Genomic DNA, 15552 nt, shown 5'->3' on the forward strand with positions numbered 1-15552 from the left:
GTGCGATGGTCATGGCGGCGGAAGGCCTCACATTCGTAGGGTTCCGCTTCCTGCCTGACGGTCCGTCATGTCGCGCGTCACCCCGCTGATCATCGCCTGCGCCCTGTTCATGGAAAATCTCGACTCGACGGTCATCGCGACCGCCCTGCCGGGGATCGCGCACTCGATGGGCGAGGATCCCTTGCGGCTCAGCCTGGCAATGACCTCCTACATGCTGGCGCTGGCAGTGTTCCTGCCGGTCAGCGGCTGGGCGGCCGACCGCTTCGGAGCGCGCACCGTCTTCGCCAGCGCCATCGGCGTCTTCACGCTGGGCTCCATCGCCTGCGGCCTGTCCAACGGTCTGGCGGAGCTGGTGGCCGCCCGCATCGTCCAGGGGATCGGCGGGGCGATGATGGTGCCGGTCGGACGGCTGATCCTGCTGCGCACGGTGCCGAAGGACCAGCTGGTGACCGCGATGGCGCGGATGACGCTGCCGGCGCTGATCGGGCCGGCGCTGGGGCCGCTGGTGGGCGGCGCCATCACCACCTATGCCTCCTGGCGCTGGATCTTCTTCATCAACGTCCCCATCGGGCTGATCGGCATCGGGCTGGTGCTGGCGCTGATCCCCAACCTGAAGGAGGAGCAGCGCGACCCCTTCGACGCCCGCGGTTTCCTGTGGAGTTCGCTGGCGCTGGCCGCCTTCATGTTCGGCTTCGAGAATATCGGGCGCGACCTGCTGCCGCCCTATGCCGTGGCCATCCTGCTGGCGGTGGCGCTGGTGGCGACGACGGCCTATCTGCGCCATGCCCGCCGGGTGGTGCGGCCGGTGCTCGACCCGGCGCTGTTCCGGCTGCAGACCTTTCGCGCCTCGGTCCTGGGCGGCACGCTGTTCCGCATCGGCATCGGCGCCGTGCCCTTCCTGATGCCAGTGATGCTGCAGATCGGCTTCGGCCTGACCGCCTTCGAGTCGGGCGCCCTGACCTTCGCCGGGGCGGCGGGGGCGCTGACGATGAAGGCGCTGGCCGGCCCGATCCTGCGGCGGTTCGGTTTCCGCCTCGTCCTGGCGGTGAACTCGCTGGTCAGCGGCGCGATCCTGGGCAGCTACGGCGCCTTCCGCCCCGACACGCCGCATCTGGTGATCCTGGGCGCCCTGCTGCTGGGCGGCTTCTTCCGCTCGCTGCAGTTCACCGGCATGAACACACTGAGCTATGCCGAGGTGCCGCAGCCGATGACCAGCCGCGCCAACACGTTGGCCAGCGTGATGCAGCAATTGTCGCTGAGCCTGGGCGTCGCCGTCGGCGCAACGGCCCTGCACCTGACCGTGCAATGGAGCGGCGCGCTGACCCCGGCCTCCTTCGTGCCGGCCTTCCTGACGGTCGGCCTGATGGCCTGCGCCTCCAGCGTCTTCTTCTGGCGCCTGCCCGCCGGAGCCGGAGACGAGATCAGCGGGCATGTCACCGGACCTGCCGGCGGCCGGATGCGCAAGCCGTCGGTATCCCTGCCGGACGATGAGCGCAGGGCCGCCCTGCCCGATGCCGCGGATTAGCAAAGCGGATTAGCTAAGTCTGGGCGAACCCGGGGACTCCTCCGTTGGCGAGCACCGGGAACACCCCTATCCCGTCTGCGGATATCTGAAAACCGCTGCATCTTCGGATGAGAATAATTCCGGCGATCATGATTAATTTTCGTGCGAGTCAGGGTTGGTAGCGCGTGCGTTCCGGGCGCGTTCCCGCTATAAACATGCATGGCGGCCATGCGCCGTCCTCAAGAAAACGGGAGGCTCCGGGCGGTTGCGCACTGGGGCGGGACAGCATGATGGATTGGGACAAGCTTCGGGTTTTCCATGCGGTGGCCGAAGCCGGCAGCTTCACGCATGCCGGCGAGACGTTGAACCTCAGCCAATCGGCGGTCAGCCGACAGATCAGCGCGCTTGAGGAAAGCCTGGGCGTTCCATTGTTTCACCGGCATGCCCGCGGGCTGATCCTGACCGAGCAGGGCGAGTTGCTGCACCGCACCGCCCGCGACGTCTTTGCCAAGCTGTCGATGACGGAAGCGATGCTGACCGAAAGCCGGGAGCATCCCAAGGGCCCGCTGCGGGTGACGACGACCGTCGCCTTCGGTTCGACCTGGCTGACTCCGCGCATCAACGAGTTCATGTCGATCTATCCCGACATCCAACTGACGCTTCTGATCGACGACGACGAGCTGGATTTGGCGATGCGCGAGGCGGACATCGCCATCCGCATGAACACGCCGCGCCAGCCGGACCTGATCCAGCGGCACCTGATGTCGATCCGCTTCCACCTCTACGCCAGCCAGAGCTACCTGAAGAAGCGGGGCACGCCCAAGACGCTGGCCGAGCTGGACAGCCACGACCTGATCACCTACCCGCCCGACGTTCGGGCGCCGATCCCCAACGTCAACTGGATCATGGAGATGGGCGACCCGTCGCCCGCACGCAAACCGATCCTGCAGGTCAACAGCGTCTATGCCATCTACCGGGCGGTGGAAAGCGGGCTCGGCATCGGCGCACTGCCCGATTTCCTGGTCGACAGCTTCTCCAAGGACGTCACCCGCATCCTGCCGGACGTCGACGGGCCGAAGGTCGACGCCTACTTCGTTTATGCCGAAGAATTGCGCCATTCCAAGCGCATCGCGGTCTTCCGCGACTTCCTGGTCAAAAAAGTGGCAGAAACCCCGTTCTGATCCGGGACAGTTTTCAGCAATTTGTAACAGCATTGCCGAAATCGACCGCGCTGCACCATCTTTCCGGAGCAGCCCGGCCGATTTCGGCATTTTTATTAGCCGTCTAAGCGACAGTTTTAGCCATGCGTGGCTTGCATGGTAGATTTATTCATTTATGCCTGGAAAGTTGGCAGCGGAATGGTCAAATTTTGATCGTTGGATGCTGCGACGCAGCACCCGATGTTTCGTCCCGGAGGTCTCCCCTCCGGGGTTGGGTCCTCGGACCCAGCGTCTCCCAGACGTGAAGCCTCCCTGTTCAACTCGCCGCTAATCCAATGGGTTAGCGGCGGTTTTTTTTATGGGCGGGATCCGGAGTGCGAGAGCGGAGCAACGTCCGGGCTCTGTTCTTCGAGCGCTGCCCGCGCAATCGCCAGGATGTTGTCCAGTCGGATGACCAGTTCATTCTCGCACAAGGCGGAGCGCGCCGCGGCAGCCTCCTCGATGATCGCGCGCAGGGCGTCACCATAACCGTCGCCATCCGTCATCCCTGCCTCCGATCCGGTTGGGCAGACGATATCCTATGTGAAGAACTTCACAGCATGTCCCTCGTCACTTCGCATACCTGTTTATGCGACAGGAATGGAGGTTCCCATGCTCATGCGTAACGTCAGGGTGAACGGCAAGCGGACCAGCATGAAGCTGATGCCGGTCGAGTGGGAGTCCCTCGAGGAAATCTGTGCCCGCGAGCGAATGACGATGAGCGAGCTGGTGACGTTGATCGACGCCGAGCGCTACGACAGCGACAACCTCACGGGCTGCGTCCGCGTCTACGCCCTATGCTATTTCCGGCGGGCGGCCGCCTTGACCGAACCGATGCCGCGGCACCGGGCACAGTCCCTTTCCGTCGCCGCCGAGTAACCGGCCCGGCTCCACCATCGGACATCACCCGTGGCGCGACTGCGGCCGGCACCCCATGTTCGTACCTGAACGAACAGCGGTGGCGGTTTTGCCGCAGGCCTTCTTCACGCGTCGGATGCGCCAATGCCGGATGCCCAGGATTTTCCCGTCTACAGCGCCGGCGAGCGACGGGCCGATGCGGTCGTCCATGCCGTCGGGGTCGTTGCCGGGGTCGCCGGCTTCATATGGCTGCTGGGCAGCGCCGTGTTTTCCGACGCGGTCCCGGTGCGGACCGCCCTCGCCCTGTCGATCTATGGGCTGGGGCTGGTCGGCATGCTGTCGGCGTCGGCGGCCTACAATCTCGCTCCCCCCGGTTTCGGCAAGGCGCTGCTGCGCCGGGTCGATCATGCCATGATCTTCGTGATGATCGCCGGAACCTACACGCCATTCACGCTTGGGCTCGGTCAGGGCGCCGGGCTGGGAGGTGCGGTGTGGAGCGGGGCGGCGGTCGGCGCTGCGCTGAAGCTGCGCTTTCCGGGGCGGTTCGAACGGCTCGGGCTGGTGCTTTATCTCGGGCTCGGCTGGGCGGTCGTCACCGCACTGGAGCCGCTGGGCTCGGCGCTGCCACCGCTGGCGCTGTGGCTGCTCGTCGCCGGCGGCCTGCTCTACACGGTGGGGGTCGTCTTCCACCTGATGGAGCGGATGCCCTACAACAACGCAATCTGGCACCTGCTGGTGCTGGCCGCCGCCGCCTGCCATTTCACGGCCGTCTCGGCGGCCTTCCTGCCGTAAGCCCCTTTCCTGCCGCACGCCGCATGTCGGGCAGGGACAAGCGGTCGCGAATTCCGTATCTTCCGCGGGTCACAACCCCGGGGAGACATGATGGGACCGTCGATCCGCCTGCCGGTACCGCCGCATGGGCGGGCGGCGCTTGCCGGTGCGGCACTGATCTGCCTGCCGCTGATGCTTCCCGCCGGCACCGTCCGGGCGGCGCCGTCCTTCGACTGCAAGGCGGCCTCCACCCCGGTCGAGAAGGCGATCTGCGCCGATCCCAAGCTGGCCGACGCCGACCAGGAACTCGCCGACAGCTACAAGACCCTGCAATCCCTGTCCGGCAATGCCGACCGGGAACGCCTGCGGACCGAGCAGAAGGCGTGGCTGGTCCAGCGCAACCAATGCGCTTCGGCGGGGTCCGTTACCGCCTGCCTGGGCCCGGTTCTCGATGCCCGTCGCACCGCCTTGGCCGAGTCGCTGCCGAAGGCGGTCGCCGCCGTCGCCACCATCGTCGACGGCATCGCCGGGGACCCGGCCGGCGCCGCGAAACGGCTGGCGGACATCCGTGGCGGGCTGGGCAAGGGATGGACGGCCTATCTGCTGCGCTTCGGCCCCTCCCCCGACCGCAAGAAGGCCGAGGCGCTGCTGCGCGAGGCCGTCGAAGGCATCGGCGATTCCTTCGCCCGCGAAGTCGCCGCCAGCGTCGATCCCGCCACCGACGAGGGGTTCCTGACCGCCCTGCGCGTGGTCAGCGACGATGTCGAAATGGCCTGGCCCTGTTCGGTGATGGAACAGCGCGGCACGCCGGCCTGGAAGGCGATGGAGCCGCTCTATGGCAGCAGCCGCGACAATTTCGGTGCCCCGCCCGCCTGCCCGGACGACGGTGCCCTCCTCGCCACGCCGGCCTGGAAGACGGTGGAGGACATGCTGGCCCCGATGCTGGAGGCCGCATCCAACCGCACCGGGACCATCCGCTTCGCCAGCTACCGCCAGATGGGCATCGACCGGTTGAAATCGGCGGTCGATCCGCGCCTGTTCCTGGGCGAGGCGCCGGAACTGGCTCCGCTGGTCAAGGACGCCGCAGGCTGGACCAACCCGCGCTGGATCGCGCCCGGCTGGGGCGAACGCCTCGGCAAGGCGGTCGATGCGGCGGTGGCGTCCTGGACTCCCCAACTCGCCAGCCGCTATGGCATGACCGCCGCCGAGGCCCGCCGTCTGGCCCAGGCGGTGGCCGCCCAGGGGCTGGGCAGCGGCATCGGCCTGATCGCCGACAATCTGGACCTCCAAAATGACACCCGCATCCCCGACTGGCTGCGCGGATCCTGGAGCTGGAGCGGCGGTGCGGCCGAGGGCACGCCCTTCGCCACCCCTGCCGGCAAGGCGCGCATCGACGCCACGACGATCTGCGTCGGCAGCGAATGCGACGGCTACGACGTGACAGGACAAGGCGAGGATGCACCCTTCGACCCCAAGGAGGTCAAGGCGGCGGGCGTCGCCCCGGCACCAGATGCCGCCGCGCGGGCGATCAGCCTCGCTGCGGTCGCGGCCGGCGGCAGCGTCACCCTGGTTCCGCTCGCCGGCGGCGGCGTGCTGGCCAGCGGCTACGGCAAACCGGCGGTGCTGAAACGGGAAGCCCGGTAACGGAAGGCAGGGCGCCCGTCCGGCTGGAAGGACCTGCGGTGCGCCCTTGTCCGTCGGCGGCCTTAAGTCGGCGACCTTGAAAGGCTTGCCTGCATCGTTCGGGTAAGCGACACTTCGGCGTCGCCTGTTCCGGTTGCGGGACCGGACGCGGCTTTCCGGGGGGAGGCATGGCACGGAACCTCAAGGCGCTTGGGTTGTGGCGCACAGCACTGGTCGCCAGCGTGCGTCAGGATGGCCCCGACCTGTCGGCGCGCCAACTGGCGATCCTCCTCCAGGTCTATCTGACCGACCCGCCACACACCGTTCGCGGTCTGGCATCCCTGCTGAACATCTCCAAGCCCGCGGTGACCCGCGCGCTCGACCGGCTGTCGGTGCTTGGCTTCGTCAAGCGCAAGCGCGATGCGGAGGACAAGCGCAACGTGCTGGTCCAGCGCACCGTGAAGGGCAGCGTCCATCTCTCCGACTTCGCCGAGTTGGTGATCGCCGCCGGTGCCGTCACGGACGAGGACATGGCGCAGATCCGCACGGACGAGGCCGTGGCCGCGGCCGCCAAGGCCCGGCTGGAGGCTGAATTGCAGGGTGCCCCCTCACCACCGGCGGGGACTGCCTTGGAGGCTCCCGTCCTGTCTCCAGCCCTGGCGGCTTCCCCCCCCTGAAGTCTCCCGTGTCCCGTTGCCCCCTCCTCCGGTGGGCCGGAAGAGGAGGAACGGGAAGCGGTTCCCTAAAGCAGCGCTTCCAGCACGCGGTCGGGCGGCGTGTGGCCGTCGATGAAGGTCTTGATGTTGATCACCACCTTCTCGCCCATGTCGATCCGGCCCTCGATGGTGGCGGAGCCCATGTGCGGCAGCAGGACGACATTGTCCAGCCGCAGCAGCTTCGGGTTGACCGCCGGCTCATGCTCGAACACGTCCAGCCCGGCGCCGGCGATCTCGCCCTTGGACAGCATGCGGGTCAACGCCACCTCGTCGATCACTTCGCCGCGCGAGGTGTTGACGATGTAGCAATGCGGGCGCAGCAGCTTCAGCCGGCGTTCCGACAGCAGGTGATAGGTGGCCGGCGTGTGCGGGCAGTTGATGGAGATGATGTCCATCCGCGCCAGCATCTGGTCAAGGCTGGCCCAATAGGTCGCCTCCAGCTCCTGCTCCAGCTCGGGATGGACGCGGCGGCGGTTGTGGTAGTGGATCGACATGCCGAAGGCGCGCGCGCGCCGCGCCAGAGCCGAGCCGATGCGGCCCATGCCCAGGATGCCCAGCCGCTTGCCGCTGATGCGGTGCCCCAGCATGGTGGTCGGGCCCCAGCCGGTCCATTGGCCGGACCGGACAAGCCGCTCGCCCTCCGCCACGCGGCGCGCGGTGGCCAGCAGCAGCGCCATGGTCATGTCGGCGGTATCTTCGGTCAGGACGCCGGGAGTGTTGGTGACGATGATGCCGCGCTCGCGCGCCGCCTTCAGGTCGATATGGTCGACGCCGGTACCGAAGGAGGCGATCAGCCGAAGCTGCGGCCCTGCCGCCTCGATCAGCGCGCGGTCGATGCGGTCGGTCACGGTCGGCACCAGGACCTCGGCGATGGCCATGGCGTCCTGCATCTGGGCGGGCGTCAACGGAACGTCGTCCGGATTGAGCCGGGTGTCGAACAGCTCCATCATCCGCGTCTCGATGACGTCCGGCAGCTTGCGGGTGACGACAACGAGCGGCTTCTTCTTGTCGGTCATCGGTGCTGGTCCTCCCCTGCCCCGCCCGTTTGCGAGGCTCATCCGGTCCATGGTTGCCATACCAAGCGGTCGTGGGGCTGTCCAGTTGTCCGTCGCGAAAGCCCGCCCTGCGACAGGGATATCGGCGGATATCGGCACGCCCGCCGGGTCAATCGGGAGTGGCGGCGGGGGCGGCGGCGCTTGCCCTATCGAACGGGTGGTCTCTATAGTGCCGCCCGATTTCCGCTTCCTCTGCCAACTCCGGTGCCGCCATGCTCGTCCGCCGCTCAGTCCTTGCCGCGCTGGCCCTGCTCGCCGGGCTCGGCGCGGTCTCCGGCAGTGCGGCGCAGGGACGCAGCGAAAGCCGCAAGGATCCGACCCATGCCTCGGGCCTGCCGATCCCCCGCTTCGTCACGGTGCGCGTCGGCGAACTGAACCTGCGCTCCGGCCCCAACGGCAACTACCCGATCGAATGGGTCTTCCGACGCAAGGACATGCCGGTGGAGATCGTCCAGGAGTTCGACACCTGGCGCCGCATCCGCGATTGGGAAGGAGCCGAGGGCTGGGTGCACCAGAGCGCCCTGTCGGGCCGGCGCGGCGCCCTGATCGTCGGCCAGACCCGCACGGTCCATGAGGCGCCACGGGCCGACAGCGCCATCGTGGCGCGGGCCGAGCCGGGGGTCGTCGGCTCGCTGAAGAAGTGCCGCGACGACTGGTGCGAGGTGGAGTTGAAAGGCTATCGCGGCTGGATGAAGCGCGCCGATTTCTGGGGCACCTATCCCGGCGAGAAGATCGAGTAGGCACAGGGCGCTTCGCCAGGAACCGGGGCTTGAAGGCGGACGGGAAAGGCCGTACGGTCGCGGCCTTACCTTTCTCTTCTGCAAGAGCAGTCCAATGAGCGGCGCGTCCGGCAAACAGATCAAGAAAGTGGTGCTCGCCTATTCGGGCGGCCTCGACACCTCGGTCATCCTGAAATGGCTGCAGGAAACCTATTCCTGCGAGGTGGTGACCTTCACCGCCGACCTCGGCCAGGGCGAGGAGCTGGAGCCCGCCCGCAAGAAGGCCGAGCTTCTGGGCATCAAGCCGGAAAACATCTTCATCGACGATCTGCGCGAAGAGTTCGTGCGCGATTTCGTCTTCCCGATGTTCCGCGCCAACACGCTGTACGAGGGCACCTACCTGCTCGGCACCTCGATCGCCCGGCCGCTGATCGCCAAGCGCCAGATCGAGATCGCCAACCTCGTCGGCGCCGATGCCGTCGCCCATGGCGCCACCGGCAAGGGCAACGACCAGGTCCGCTTCGAGCTGGGCTACTACGCGCTGAAGCCCGACATCACCGTCATCGCGCCGTGGCGCGAGTGGAGCCTGAACAGCCGCACCACGCTGCTGGACTACGCCGAGAAGAACCAGATTCCGATCGCGAAGGACAAGCGCGGCGAGGCGCCCTATTCGACCGACGCCAACCTGCTGCACATCTCCTACGAAGGCAAGGCGCTGGAAGACCCGTGGGTCGAGCCGGACGAGGACATGTTCACCCGTTCCGTCGCCCCGGAGAAGGCGCCGGAAACCCCGACCTACATCGAGGTCGAGTTCAAGAACGGCGACGCGGTCGCCATCGACGGCAAGGCCCTGTCGCCGGCGGCATTGCTGACCGAGCTGAACCGGCTGGGCGGCGAGAACGGCATCGGCCGCCTCGACCTGGTCGAGAACCGCTATGTCGGCATGAAGTCGCGCGGCGTCTACGAGACCCCGGGCGGCTCCATCCTGCTGGTCGCCCACCGCGCCATGGAGAGCATCACGCTCGACCGCGGCGCCGGGCACCTCAAGGACGAGCTGATGCCGCGCTACGCCGAGCTGATCTATTGCGGCTACTGGTGGAGCCCGGAGCGTCTGGCCATCCAGGCGCTGATCGACCAGACCCAGTCGCTGGTCAACGGCACGGTCCGCCTGAAGCTGTACAAGGGCAACGTGACGGTCGTCGGCCGCCAGTCGCCCAACTCGCTCTACCGCATGGACTATGTGACCTTCGAGCAGGACAGCGTCTACAACCAGAAGGACGCGGAAGGCTTCATCAAGCTGAACGCGCTCCGACTGCGCCTGGGCGCGATGGCCAAGCAGAAGATCGGTTGAACGCAGGCTTCCTCGAAGCGGCCGGCTTGAAAGGAAGGGGACGCCACCGCCGTGGCGTCCCCTTCTTGCATTGCCGGGCTTCTACTTGCCGGATGCCGCGATCAGCTTGTCGACCATGCCGAGCGTGAATTTCAGCACGGCCTCGTCGACCAGCCTGCCATCCTTGATCTTTTCGCCGACCGTACCGATGACGACCTGCGGGCCGCCCACCAGATTGGCCGACACCGCCAGCAGCGTGTCGTTCACCTGCTGGTGCGCACGCACGCCGCCGGTGAAGGCGGGAGAATTGCTGACGACCAGAACCGGCTTGCCGATCAGCGCCGATTTGCCGTAAGGGCGCGAGGCCCAGTCCAACGCATTCTTCAGCACGCCCGGCATGCCGTAATTGTATTCCGGCGTGACGATGACGACGCCGTCGGCCTCCGCGATGGCCTGGCGGAAGGCATGGACCTCCGCCGGGGCGTCGGGGCCGTCGATGTCCTGATCGTAGAGCGGCAGGCGGAGATCGCGGATATCCATCCCGACATCGGCCGGCAGGGCGCCCTGAAGCCCGCGCAGCACAGCAAGGGAGTTGGAGTTGCTGCGCAGGCTGCCGGGCAGCCCAAGCAATTTGGCACGCACCGTTGCGTCGGTCATAAGGCGGTAGTCCTTTCTTTCACGGGTGACGGGTCTGCTTGCGCGCGGGCCACGACGATATCCTACCGCCATCGACATGGTCGGGCGGAGTAGCTCCGGCAATGGCTCCGGCAACGGCTCCGGTCGTTGGCCCCCTCCCCGATCATCGCTGTGACCATCTTGGGCCCCGACTTTTGGTGGAGGGGACTGCTACCCAATTGGAGGGTACACGAAGATTGGCGCAGAGTGGGCCGGGGAACAAAACAGCCCGGATTCGATTTGCCCTCAGGATCGATCGGCAAGGGAAGGAGAAGCGACATGGCGACGCGACGCCTCGACCGGGAAGACCATGTTCGGAAACATCTGGCGCTGATGCTGCGGGATTGGCAGGAACAGACCGGCCGCGACATGGCGACCGCGACCGCCGACCTGCGGCTTCAACACTGCACCACGCTGCTGATCGACCTGCTGGGCGAGGCGGAGCGGGCGGACGAAGCCGCCATGGCGGAAGGCTGAGGGCGCAAGGCCGGCGGAGCGGTCCCGGCACGCAAAAGCGCTTATACCAGCGGCTCCCGATCCTGACCTGTCAGGATCGGGAGCTTCGGCGGCATGGGCCGTCGCCGCGCCGGTCGGCGCGGATGCCAGCGGTCATCGTCAATGACCGATGGTATTACTGCGGAGCCATGCGGATGGCGCCGTCCAGCCGGATGACGTCGCCGTTCAGCATCTCGTTCTCCAAGATGTGCTGGACAAGGCGGGCGTACTCCTCCGGCGTGCCGAAGCGCTTGGGGAAGGGGACGGTGGCGGCGAGGCTGTCCTGCACCTCCTGCGGCATGTTCAGCAGCATCGGCGTCCCGATCAGGCCGGGAGCCACGGTCATCACACGAATGGCGTTGCGGGCAAGGTCGCGCGCCGCACAGATGGTCAGGGCGACGATTCCGCCCTTCGACGCGGCATAGGCGGCCTGCCCGATCTGTCCCTCATAGGCGGCGACGGAGGCAGTGTTGACGATCACGCCGCGCTCACCGCTCGGCAGCGGCTCCAGCTTCGCCATGTCGGCAGCAGCCAGCCGCAGGATGTTGAAGCTGCCGATCAGGTTGACCTCGATCACCGCGCGGAAGCTCTCCAGCGGCATCGGACCGTCGCGGCCGACGATGCGCTGGGCCGGTGCGATGCCGGCGCAGTTCACCGCGATGCGGGCCGGGCCATGGACGGAACGAGCCTGATCGAACGCCCGCTCGGCCGAGGCGCCGTCGGTGACGTCGCAGACCAGGCCCAGCCCGCCGATCTCGTGCGCGGTCTTCAGCACCGCGTCCTCGTTGACGTCCAGCACGGTCACCCTGGCACCGAGCCCGGCCAGATGGCGCGCCGTCGCCGCCCCCATGCCCGAAGCGCCGCCGGTGACGATGGCGGACAGACCCTGGATGTTCATGGCATCTCCTCCTTAATTGCAGCCGATCGGCCCATGGCGCCGGCCTTGTGTCCAACAGGGAACGATCGCACTTGTTGTTTACCAGATGGCCGGCGAACCATACCACACCGTATGGTGAGGAAACATCGACGTGACGGTATGCGTTGCACCGGCACCGGCTGCACCATCTGCAGATTTGAGGGGATCCGAGCCTCCATGACCGTATCGTCCGTCCCCCCCCATTCCGCCGCCGGCCTTCCGTCCCCCGGCACTGCGCTGGCGATTCCCGATCCCGTGCGGGTCGAGCGAAACGAACGGCTGGTCCGCCGCCGCTTCTGGCAGAAGCTGCGCGCCAACCTGCATCGCGTCCCCTTCCTGGAAGAATTGCTGGCCGCCTATTTCTGCGCGACCGATCCCGCCACTCCCTACCGGGCGAAGGCGATCCTGCTGGGGTCTCTGGCTTATTTCGTGCTGCCGGTGGACGCCGTGCCCGACTGGCTGCTGATCGCCGGCTTCACCGACGACGCCGCGGTGCTGGCCGCCGCCATCCACACGGTGCGCACGAACCTTACCCCGGCACACTGGGACCGGGCGAAACAGGCCCTGCGGACGGAAACCGCGCGCAGCGAAGCAGGCAGCGGGACAGGAGACGAGGCAGGCGCCGATAGCCTCTAGAGTTTCGTGCGTTTCAGTTTAAACGCACGAAACTCTAGCCTTGGGTTTTGGCGATCGGATTCACGCTTCAAATCGATGCCGATTTTACGCGATCCGATCTAATCGGCCTGTGCCGATCCCAGCGCCACAGCCTTGCGCTCGTCCGCCACGTCACGGTGCATGGTATAGAGCGCCGATGCGGCGATCACCGCAGCCCCCACCCAGCCCCACAGATCCATCGTCTGGTCAAAGGCCAGCCAGGCGACGAACGCGGTGAAGGGCAGACGGGCATAGTCGTACGGCATCATCGCCGAGGATTCGGCCAACGCCAGCGCGCGGGTCATCGCCAGTTGCCCCAGCGTCAGCAGCCCGCCCAGCAGGGCCAGCGCGCCCAACACGCTCCAACTCGGCCAAGTCCAGACGAACAGCGCCGGCACCAGAGCCATCGGCGTGACCAGCAGTCCCAGGAAGGTGACGACCACCATCGCCCCATCCCGGCGGCTCAGCACCCGCATCTGCAGGACGGTGGTGGCGGCGGCGATGCAATGGACGAACAGCGCCGTGAAGGCCAGATCGACCGGCGTTCCGCCCGGCCGCAGGACGATCAGCACGCCGGCGAAACCGGCGCACACCGCAGCCCAGCGCCGCAGCCGCACCCGCTCGCCCAGAACCAGCGCAGCCCCGGCCGTGACGAACAGCGGGATGGCGAAGCTGACCGCCGTCGCGGTCGGCAGCGGCAGATGGGCTATGGCGTAGAACCAGGCCGCCATCGCGCAGAGGCTGGTCGTCGCCCGCGTCAGATAGGGGAGCAGCCGCCGTTCCGCCAGAACCGCCCGGCAGGCGGGCGCCCCCGCCGTCAATGCCCAGGGCAGCATCCACAGGAGGCTGAACAGGTTGCGGAAGAACACGACCTCCAGAGGGTCCATGACGGTGGATGCCCATCGCACCGCCGCATTGCCGATCCCGAACAGCAACGCCGAAAGCAGCATGAAACCGGCCCCCAACAGCAGCCGGTTCGTCGGTGCCTGCAGGTGCGGGCTGGTGCCCATTGGCGGAGAGGCGAAAACGGTCACGGTCGGTCGTCCCTCGGCAAGGCGATCAGGGGGGTCTGTCGGGTCTGTTGTCCGTGGCGTTAGCGCGAACATCGGGCCGCGCCACCCGGCCGCTCCCAGGGCCGCAGCGACGATCCTCCAGAGAAAATCGGGCCTGTGCAAGGAAAATACAACCTAGGTAAGCAGTCATACTCCCGTATGACGTGTATTCCTCCCGTTCCCCGCGGTCCGATATGGCAGGCGGATGGTGAAGCAAACGCCGGGGTCGGTGTTCTCCACCGTCAGGGTGGCACCCAACTGCTTCGACAAGGTGTGGATCATCCGCATGCCCAGGCTGCGGCTGCGGCGCCAGTCGAAATCGGCCGGCAACCCGATGCCGCGGTCGCACACGCTCATCCGCAAGATATCGCCGTCGGCATGCAAGGCGACGGCGATCATATTGTCCCCGCCGGATTCCTTCTCCTGCCGGCCTGCGGCGGAGCCGAGCGTGGCGGGGGTCGGTCGATAGGCATGCTTGATGGCATTCATCACCAGTTCGTTGGCAAGCAGCCCCAACGGCACGGCATGGTCGGTCGACACCTCGACCGGCTCCACCGCCAGTTCCAGCCGCCACCCCCCGCCCTCGGACTGGGCGGAATGCTCCAGTTCCCGGCACAGCTCGGTCAGATAATCGTGGAAGGGGATGAAATGGATGTCGTCGACCCGGTAGAGCAGCCGATGGATGTCGGCGATGGCCTGGACGCGCCGCCCGGCCTCCAGCAGATGGCCGCTCAGCCGCGGATCGCCGACCGCCTGCCCCTGCAGGCCCAGCAGGCTCGACACCACCTGCAGGCTGTTCTTGATGCGATGGTTGACCTCGCGCATCAGCAGGTCCTTCTGGGCCAGCGCCGCGTCGCGCTCGCCGATGGTCCGCTCCAGCGAGGCCGTGCGTTCGCGGACCCGCCATTCCAGATCGCGCTGCACCCGGCGGGCGGCTCGCGCCTGCCGGAAGCCGAAGATCGACAGGGCCGCCAACGCCAGTGCGGCGGCGGCGGCCAGCCCGGCATAGGGGGCGATCAGCCGGCGCCACGAGGCCAGCACCGGGGCCAACTCCAGTTGCACCACCACATGGACCGGCCAACTGTCGACCTGCCGGTGCGCGACGATGACCGCGTCGTCGCGCGCAACGCCGCCAGCCGGTGCCGCCATGATCGCCCGCCGGACCGGATCGTTCGGCGGTATCGGGCCGGCCTCCATGCCGGCTGCCTCGCCTGGTTCGCGGACCAGCACGTCGAGGTCGTTGGCACGGAGCAGGATCGTCACCGGCTCGTGCGGGACGTCCAGCTCCTTGTAGAAGCCCGACAGATAGGACGGATCGATGGTCACAGACGCCATGCCGCGGAAGCGGCCGTCCGGCTCCGACAGCCGGCGGCTGAGCAGGAAGGTCGCCCTGTTGGTCACCCGGCCGATGATGCGCGGCCCGATATGAGGCCGGTCCACACCGCTGCCGGGCGTCGGGTCATGGCGATGGAACAGGAAGGCCTCGCGGTCCGATGCGTCGGAATGGGGGGCCGGGAAAGCCACCGTCGTCAGCCGCAGCAACCCCGATCCGTCGTTCAGCCAGACCGCGTCCAGAAAGGGCAGCCGCGCGCGCTGCGCATTCAGCTTGTCCCACAACCCGTGCGACCGGGCGATCTCGTCCCATGACCGGCCCGCCGATTCCTGGGCTGCATATTCGACCAGCAGGTCGGCGGCATCGAACAGGCGCGCCGCATGTTCCGCCAGGACACGGACCGCCGACTGGGCGCGGTCCTGCGCCCCGCTCACCGCCCGTTCGCGCGACTGCACGCCGACGATCGCGGTGACGGCAGCCAGGAACAGGAAGCCGCAAGCGGCCAGCCAGCCGATGGCGGCCTCCAGTCGCGGAGTGCGGAAGGACTGGGCGCCGTCCATCATGGGATCGTCAGGACGCTGGGCGGGCAGGAGCATGCAAGTCGCTGTTCCTTTCCCATCGGCGCGCTCCGCCGCGCCGAACGACGGGCACG

General features: G+C 67.3%; 15 protein-coding genes and 2 pseudogenes. 11 read left to right on the forward strand and 6 right to left on the reverse strand.

From position 1 onward, the window contains the following. The first annotated feature begins 67 nt into the window (after positions 1–67). Together ABMY26_RS27255 and ABMY26_RS27260 are read left to right on the forward strand one after the other, a co-directional pair. A complete protein-coding gene (locus ABMY26_RS27255; RefSeq protein WP_372397694.1) occupies positions 68–1525 on the forward strand; it encodes a DHA2 family efflux MFS transporter permease subunit in 1458 nt (485 codons plus the stop codon). 269 nt (positions 1526–1794) lie between these two features. Further along, a complete protein-coding gene (locus tag ABMY26_RS27260; RefSeq protein WP_045581189.1) occupies positions 1795–2685 on the forward strand; it encodes a LysR family transcriptional regulator in 891 nt (296 codons plus the stop codon). Between the two features lie 335 nt (positions 2686–3020). Here the strand turns inward: ABMY26_RS27260 and ABMY26_RS27265 are convergent, their stop codons facing one another. Then, positions 3021–3209 carry a hypothetical protein gene (locus ABMY26_RS27265; RefSeq protein ID WP_372397695.1) on the reverse strand — a complete coding sequence of 63 codons (189 nt, stop codon included), beginning with the start codon at positions 3207–3209 and terminating at the stop codon, positions 3021–3023. Positions 3210–3315: 106 nt separating this feature from the next. On the opposite strand from ABMY26_RS27265, the gene ABMY26_RS27270 reads away from it, so the two are divergent. The 4 genes from ABMY26_RS27270 (at position 3316) to ABMY26_RS27285 (ending at position 6632) form a co-directional block, all read left to right on the forward strand. After that, the gene (locus ABMY26_RS27270; protein WP_372397696.1) at positions 3316–3582 is read left to right on the forward strand and encodes a ribbon-helix-helix domain-containing protein; all 267 of its coding nucleotides are present in this window, start codon (positions 3316–3318) and stop codon (positions 3580–3582) included. 123 nt (positions 3583–3705) lie between these two features. Then, positions 3706–4353: a hemolysin III family protein gene (locus tag ABMY26_RS27275; RefSeq protein WP_372397697.1), complete on the forward strand. Its 648-nt coding sequence runs from the start codon at positions 3706–3708 to the stop codon at positions 4351–4353. Between the two features lie 87 nt (positions 4354–4440). Then, positions 4441–5976 carry a lysozyme inhibitor LprI family protein gene (locus ABMY26_RS27280; RefSeq protein ID WP_372397698.1) on the forward strand — a complete coding sequence of 512 codons (1536 nt, stop codon included), beginning with the start codon at positions 4441–4443 and terminating at the stop codon, positions 5974–5976. 167 nt (positions 5977–6143) lie between these two features. Next, positions 6144–6632, forward strand: a complete 489-nt coding sequence (locus ABMY26_RS27285; protein WP_372397699.1) for a MarR family transcriptional regulator — start codon at positions 6144–6146, stop codon at positions 6630–6632. A 65-nt stretch (positions 6633–6697) separates the two neighbouring features. On the opposite strand, the gene ABMY26_RS27290 is transcribed toward ABMY26_RS27285, so the two are convergent. Further along, on the reverse strand, positions 6698–7687 hold the full coding sequence (locus ABMY26_RS27290) for a 2-hydroxyacid dehydrogenase (RefSeq protein ID WP_372397700.1): 990 nt from the start codon (positions 7685–7687) through the stop codon (positions 6698–6700). A gap of 251 nt (positions 7688–7938) precedes the next feature. Between ABMY26_RS27290 and ABMY26_RS27295 the strand changes: the two are divergent. The 3 genes and pseudogenes from ABMY26_RS27295 to ABMY26_RS27305 all read left to right on the forward strand — a co-directional run. Further along, positions 7939–8244: pseudogene (locus ABMY26_RS27295) on the forward strand (SH3 domain-containing protein); the annotation flags it as partial. 63 nt (positions 8245–8307) lie between these two features. After that, positions 8308–8466, forward strand: a pseudogene (locus tag ABMY26_RS27300) (SH3 domain-containing protein); the annotation flags it as partial. Positions 8467–8560: 94 nt separating this feature from the next. Further along, entirely contained in the window at positions 8561–9796 is a 1236-nt protein-coding gene (locus tag ABMY26_RS27305; RefSeq protein ID WP_045581196.1) for an argininosuccinate synthase, read from the forward strand. Positions 9797–9877: 81 nt separating this feature from the next. Here ABMY26_RS27305 and ABMY26_RS27310 read toward each other — a convergent pair whose 3' ends face one another. Then, positions 9878–10432: an NADPH-dependent FMN reductase gene (locus ABMY26_RS27310; RefSeq protein ID WP_372397701.1), complete on the reverse strand. Its 555-nt coding sequence runs from the start codon at positions 10430–10432 to the stop codon at positions 9878–9880. Between the two features lie 297 nt (positions 10433–10729). Here ABMY26_RS27310 and ABMY26_RS27315 point away from each other — a divergent pair, with 297 nt between their 5' ends. Then, positions 10730–10927, forward strand: coding sequence for a hypothetical protein (locus tag ABMY26_RS27315; protein WP_045581198.1), 198 nt, complete (start codon positions 10730–10732; stop codon positions 10925–10927). Between the two features lie 154 nt (positions 10928–11081). On the opposite strand, the gene ABMY26_RS27320 is transcribed toward ABMY26_RS27315, so the two are convergent. Next, entirely contained in the window at positions 11082–11843 is a 762-nt protein-coding gene (locus ABMY26_RS27320; RefSeq protein ID WP_372397702.1) for an SDR family NAD(P)-dependent oxidoreductase, read from the reverse strand. Between the two features lie 195 nt (positions 11844–12038). Here ABMY26_RS27320 and ABMY26_RS27325 point away from each other — a divergent pair, with 195 nt between their 5' ends. Next, entirely contained in the window at positions 12039–12497 is a 459-nt protein-coding gene (locus ABMY26_RS27325) for a YkvA family protein (protein WP_372397703.1), read from the forward strand. A 98-nt stretch (positions 12498–12595) separates the two neighbouring features. On the opposite strand, the gene ABMY26_RS27330 is transcribed toward ABMY26_RS27325, so the two are convergent. Further along, positions 12596–13549, reverse strand: a complete 954-nt coding sequence (locus tag ABMY26_RS27330) for a DMT family transporter (protein ID WP_372397704.1) — start codon at positions 13547–13549, stop codon at positions 12596–12598. A gap of 165 nt (positions 13550–13714) precedes the next feature. After that, positions 13715–15496 carry a sensor histidine kinase gene (locus ABMY26_RS27335; RefSeq protein WP_372397705.1) on the reverse strand — a complete coding sequence of 594 codons (1782 nt, stop codon included), beginning with the start codon at positions 15494–15496 and terminating at the stop codon, positions 13715–13717. Between the last annotated feature and the right edge of the window lie 56 nt (positions 15497–15552).

This window comes from Azospirillum sp. HJ39, assembly GCF_041507355.1.
Lineage (GTDB): Bacteria > Pseudomonadota > Alphaproteobacteria > Azospirillales > Azospirillaceae > Azospirillum > Azospirillum thiophilum.

Excerpts from the sequence above, each read along its gene's own strand:
- ABMY26_RS27255 (WP_372397694.1), top strand. The coding sequence starts at position 68 with ATGTCGCGCGTCACCCCGCTGATCATCGCCTGCGCCCTGTTCATGGAA.
- ABMY26_RS27260 (WP_045581189.1), top strand. The coding sequence starts at position 1,795 with ATGGATTGGGACAAGCTTCGGGTTTTCCATGCGGTGGCCGAAGCCGGC.
- ABMY26_RS27265 (WP_372397695.1), bottom strand. The coding sequence starts at position 3,209 with ATGACGGATGGCGACGGTTATGGTGACGCCCTGCGCGCGATCATCGAG.
- ABMY26_RS27270 (WP_372397696.1), top strand. The coding sequence starts at position 3,316 with ATGCTCATGCGTAACGTCAGGGTGAACGGCAAGCGGACCAGCATGAAG.
- ABMY26_RS27275 (WP_372397697.1), top strand. The coding sequence starts at position 3,706 with ATGCCGGATGCCCAGGATTTTCCCGTCTACAGCGCCGGCGAGCGACGG.
- ABMY26_RS27280 (WP_372397698.1), top strand. The coding sequence starts at position 4,441 with ATGATGGGACCGTCGATCCGCCTGCCGGTACCGCCGCATGGGCGGGCG.
- ABMY26_RS27285 (WP_372397699.1), top strand. The coding sequence starts at position 6,144 with ATGGCACGGAACCTCAAGGCGCTTGGGTTGTGGCGCACAGCACTGGTC.
- ABMY26_RS27290 (WP_372397700.1), bottom strand. The coding sequence starts at position 7,687 with ATGACCGACAAGAAGAAGCCGCTCGTTGTCGTCACCCGCAAGCTGCCG.
- ABMY26_RS27305 (WP_045581196.1), top strand. The coding sequence starts at position 8,561 with ATGAGCGGCGCGTCCGGCAAACAGATCAAGAAAGTGGTGCTCGCCTAT.
- ABMY26_RS27310 (WP_372397701.1), bottom strand. The coding sequence starts at position 10,432 with ATGACCGACGCAACGGTGCGTGCCAAATTGCTTGGGCTGCCCGGCAGC.
- ABMY26_RS27315 (WP_045581198.1), top strand. The coding sequence starts at position 10,730 with ATGGCGACGCGACGCCTCGACCGGGAAGACCATGTTCGGAAACATCTG.
- ABMY26_RS27320 (WP_372397702.1), bottom strand. The coding sequence starts at position 11,843 with ATGAACATCCAGGGTCTGTCCGCCATCGTCACCGGCGGCGCTTCGGGC.
- ABMY26_RS27325 (WP_372397703.1), top strand. The coding sequence starts at position 12,039 with ATGACCGTATCGTCCGTCCCCCCCCATTCCGCCGCCGGCCTTCCGTCC.
- ABMY26_RS27335 (WP_372397705.1), bottom strand. The coding sequence starts at position 15,496 with ATGCTCCTGCCCGCCCAGCGTCCTGACGATCCCATGATGGACGGCGCC.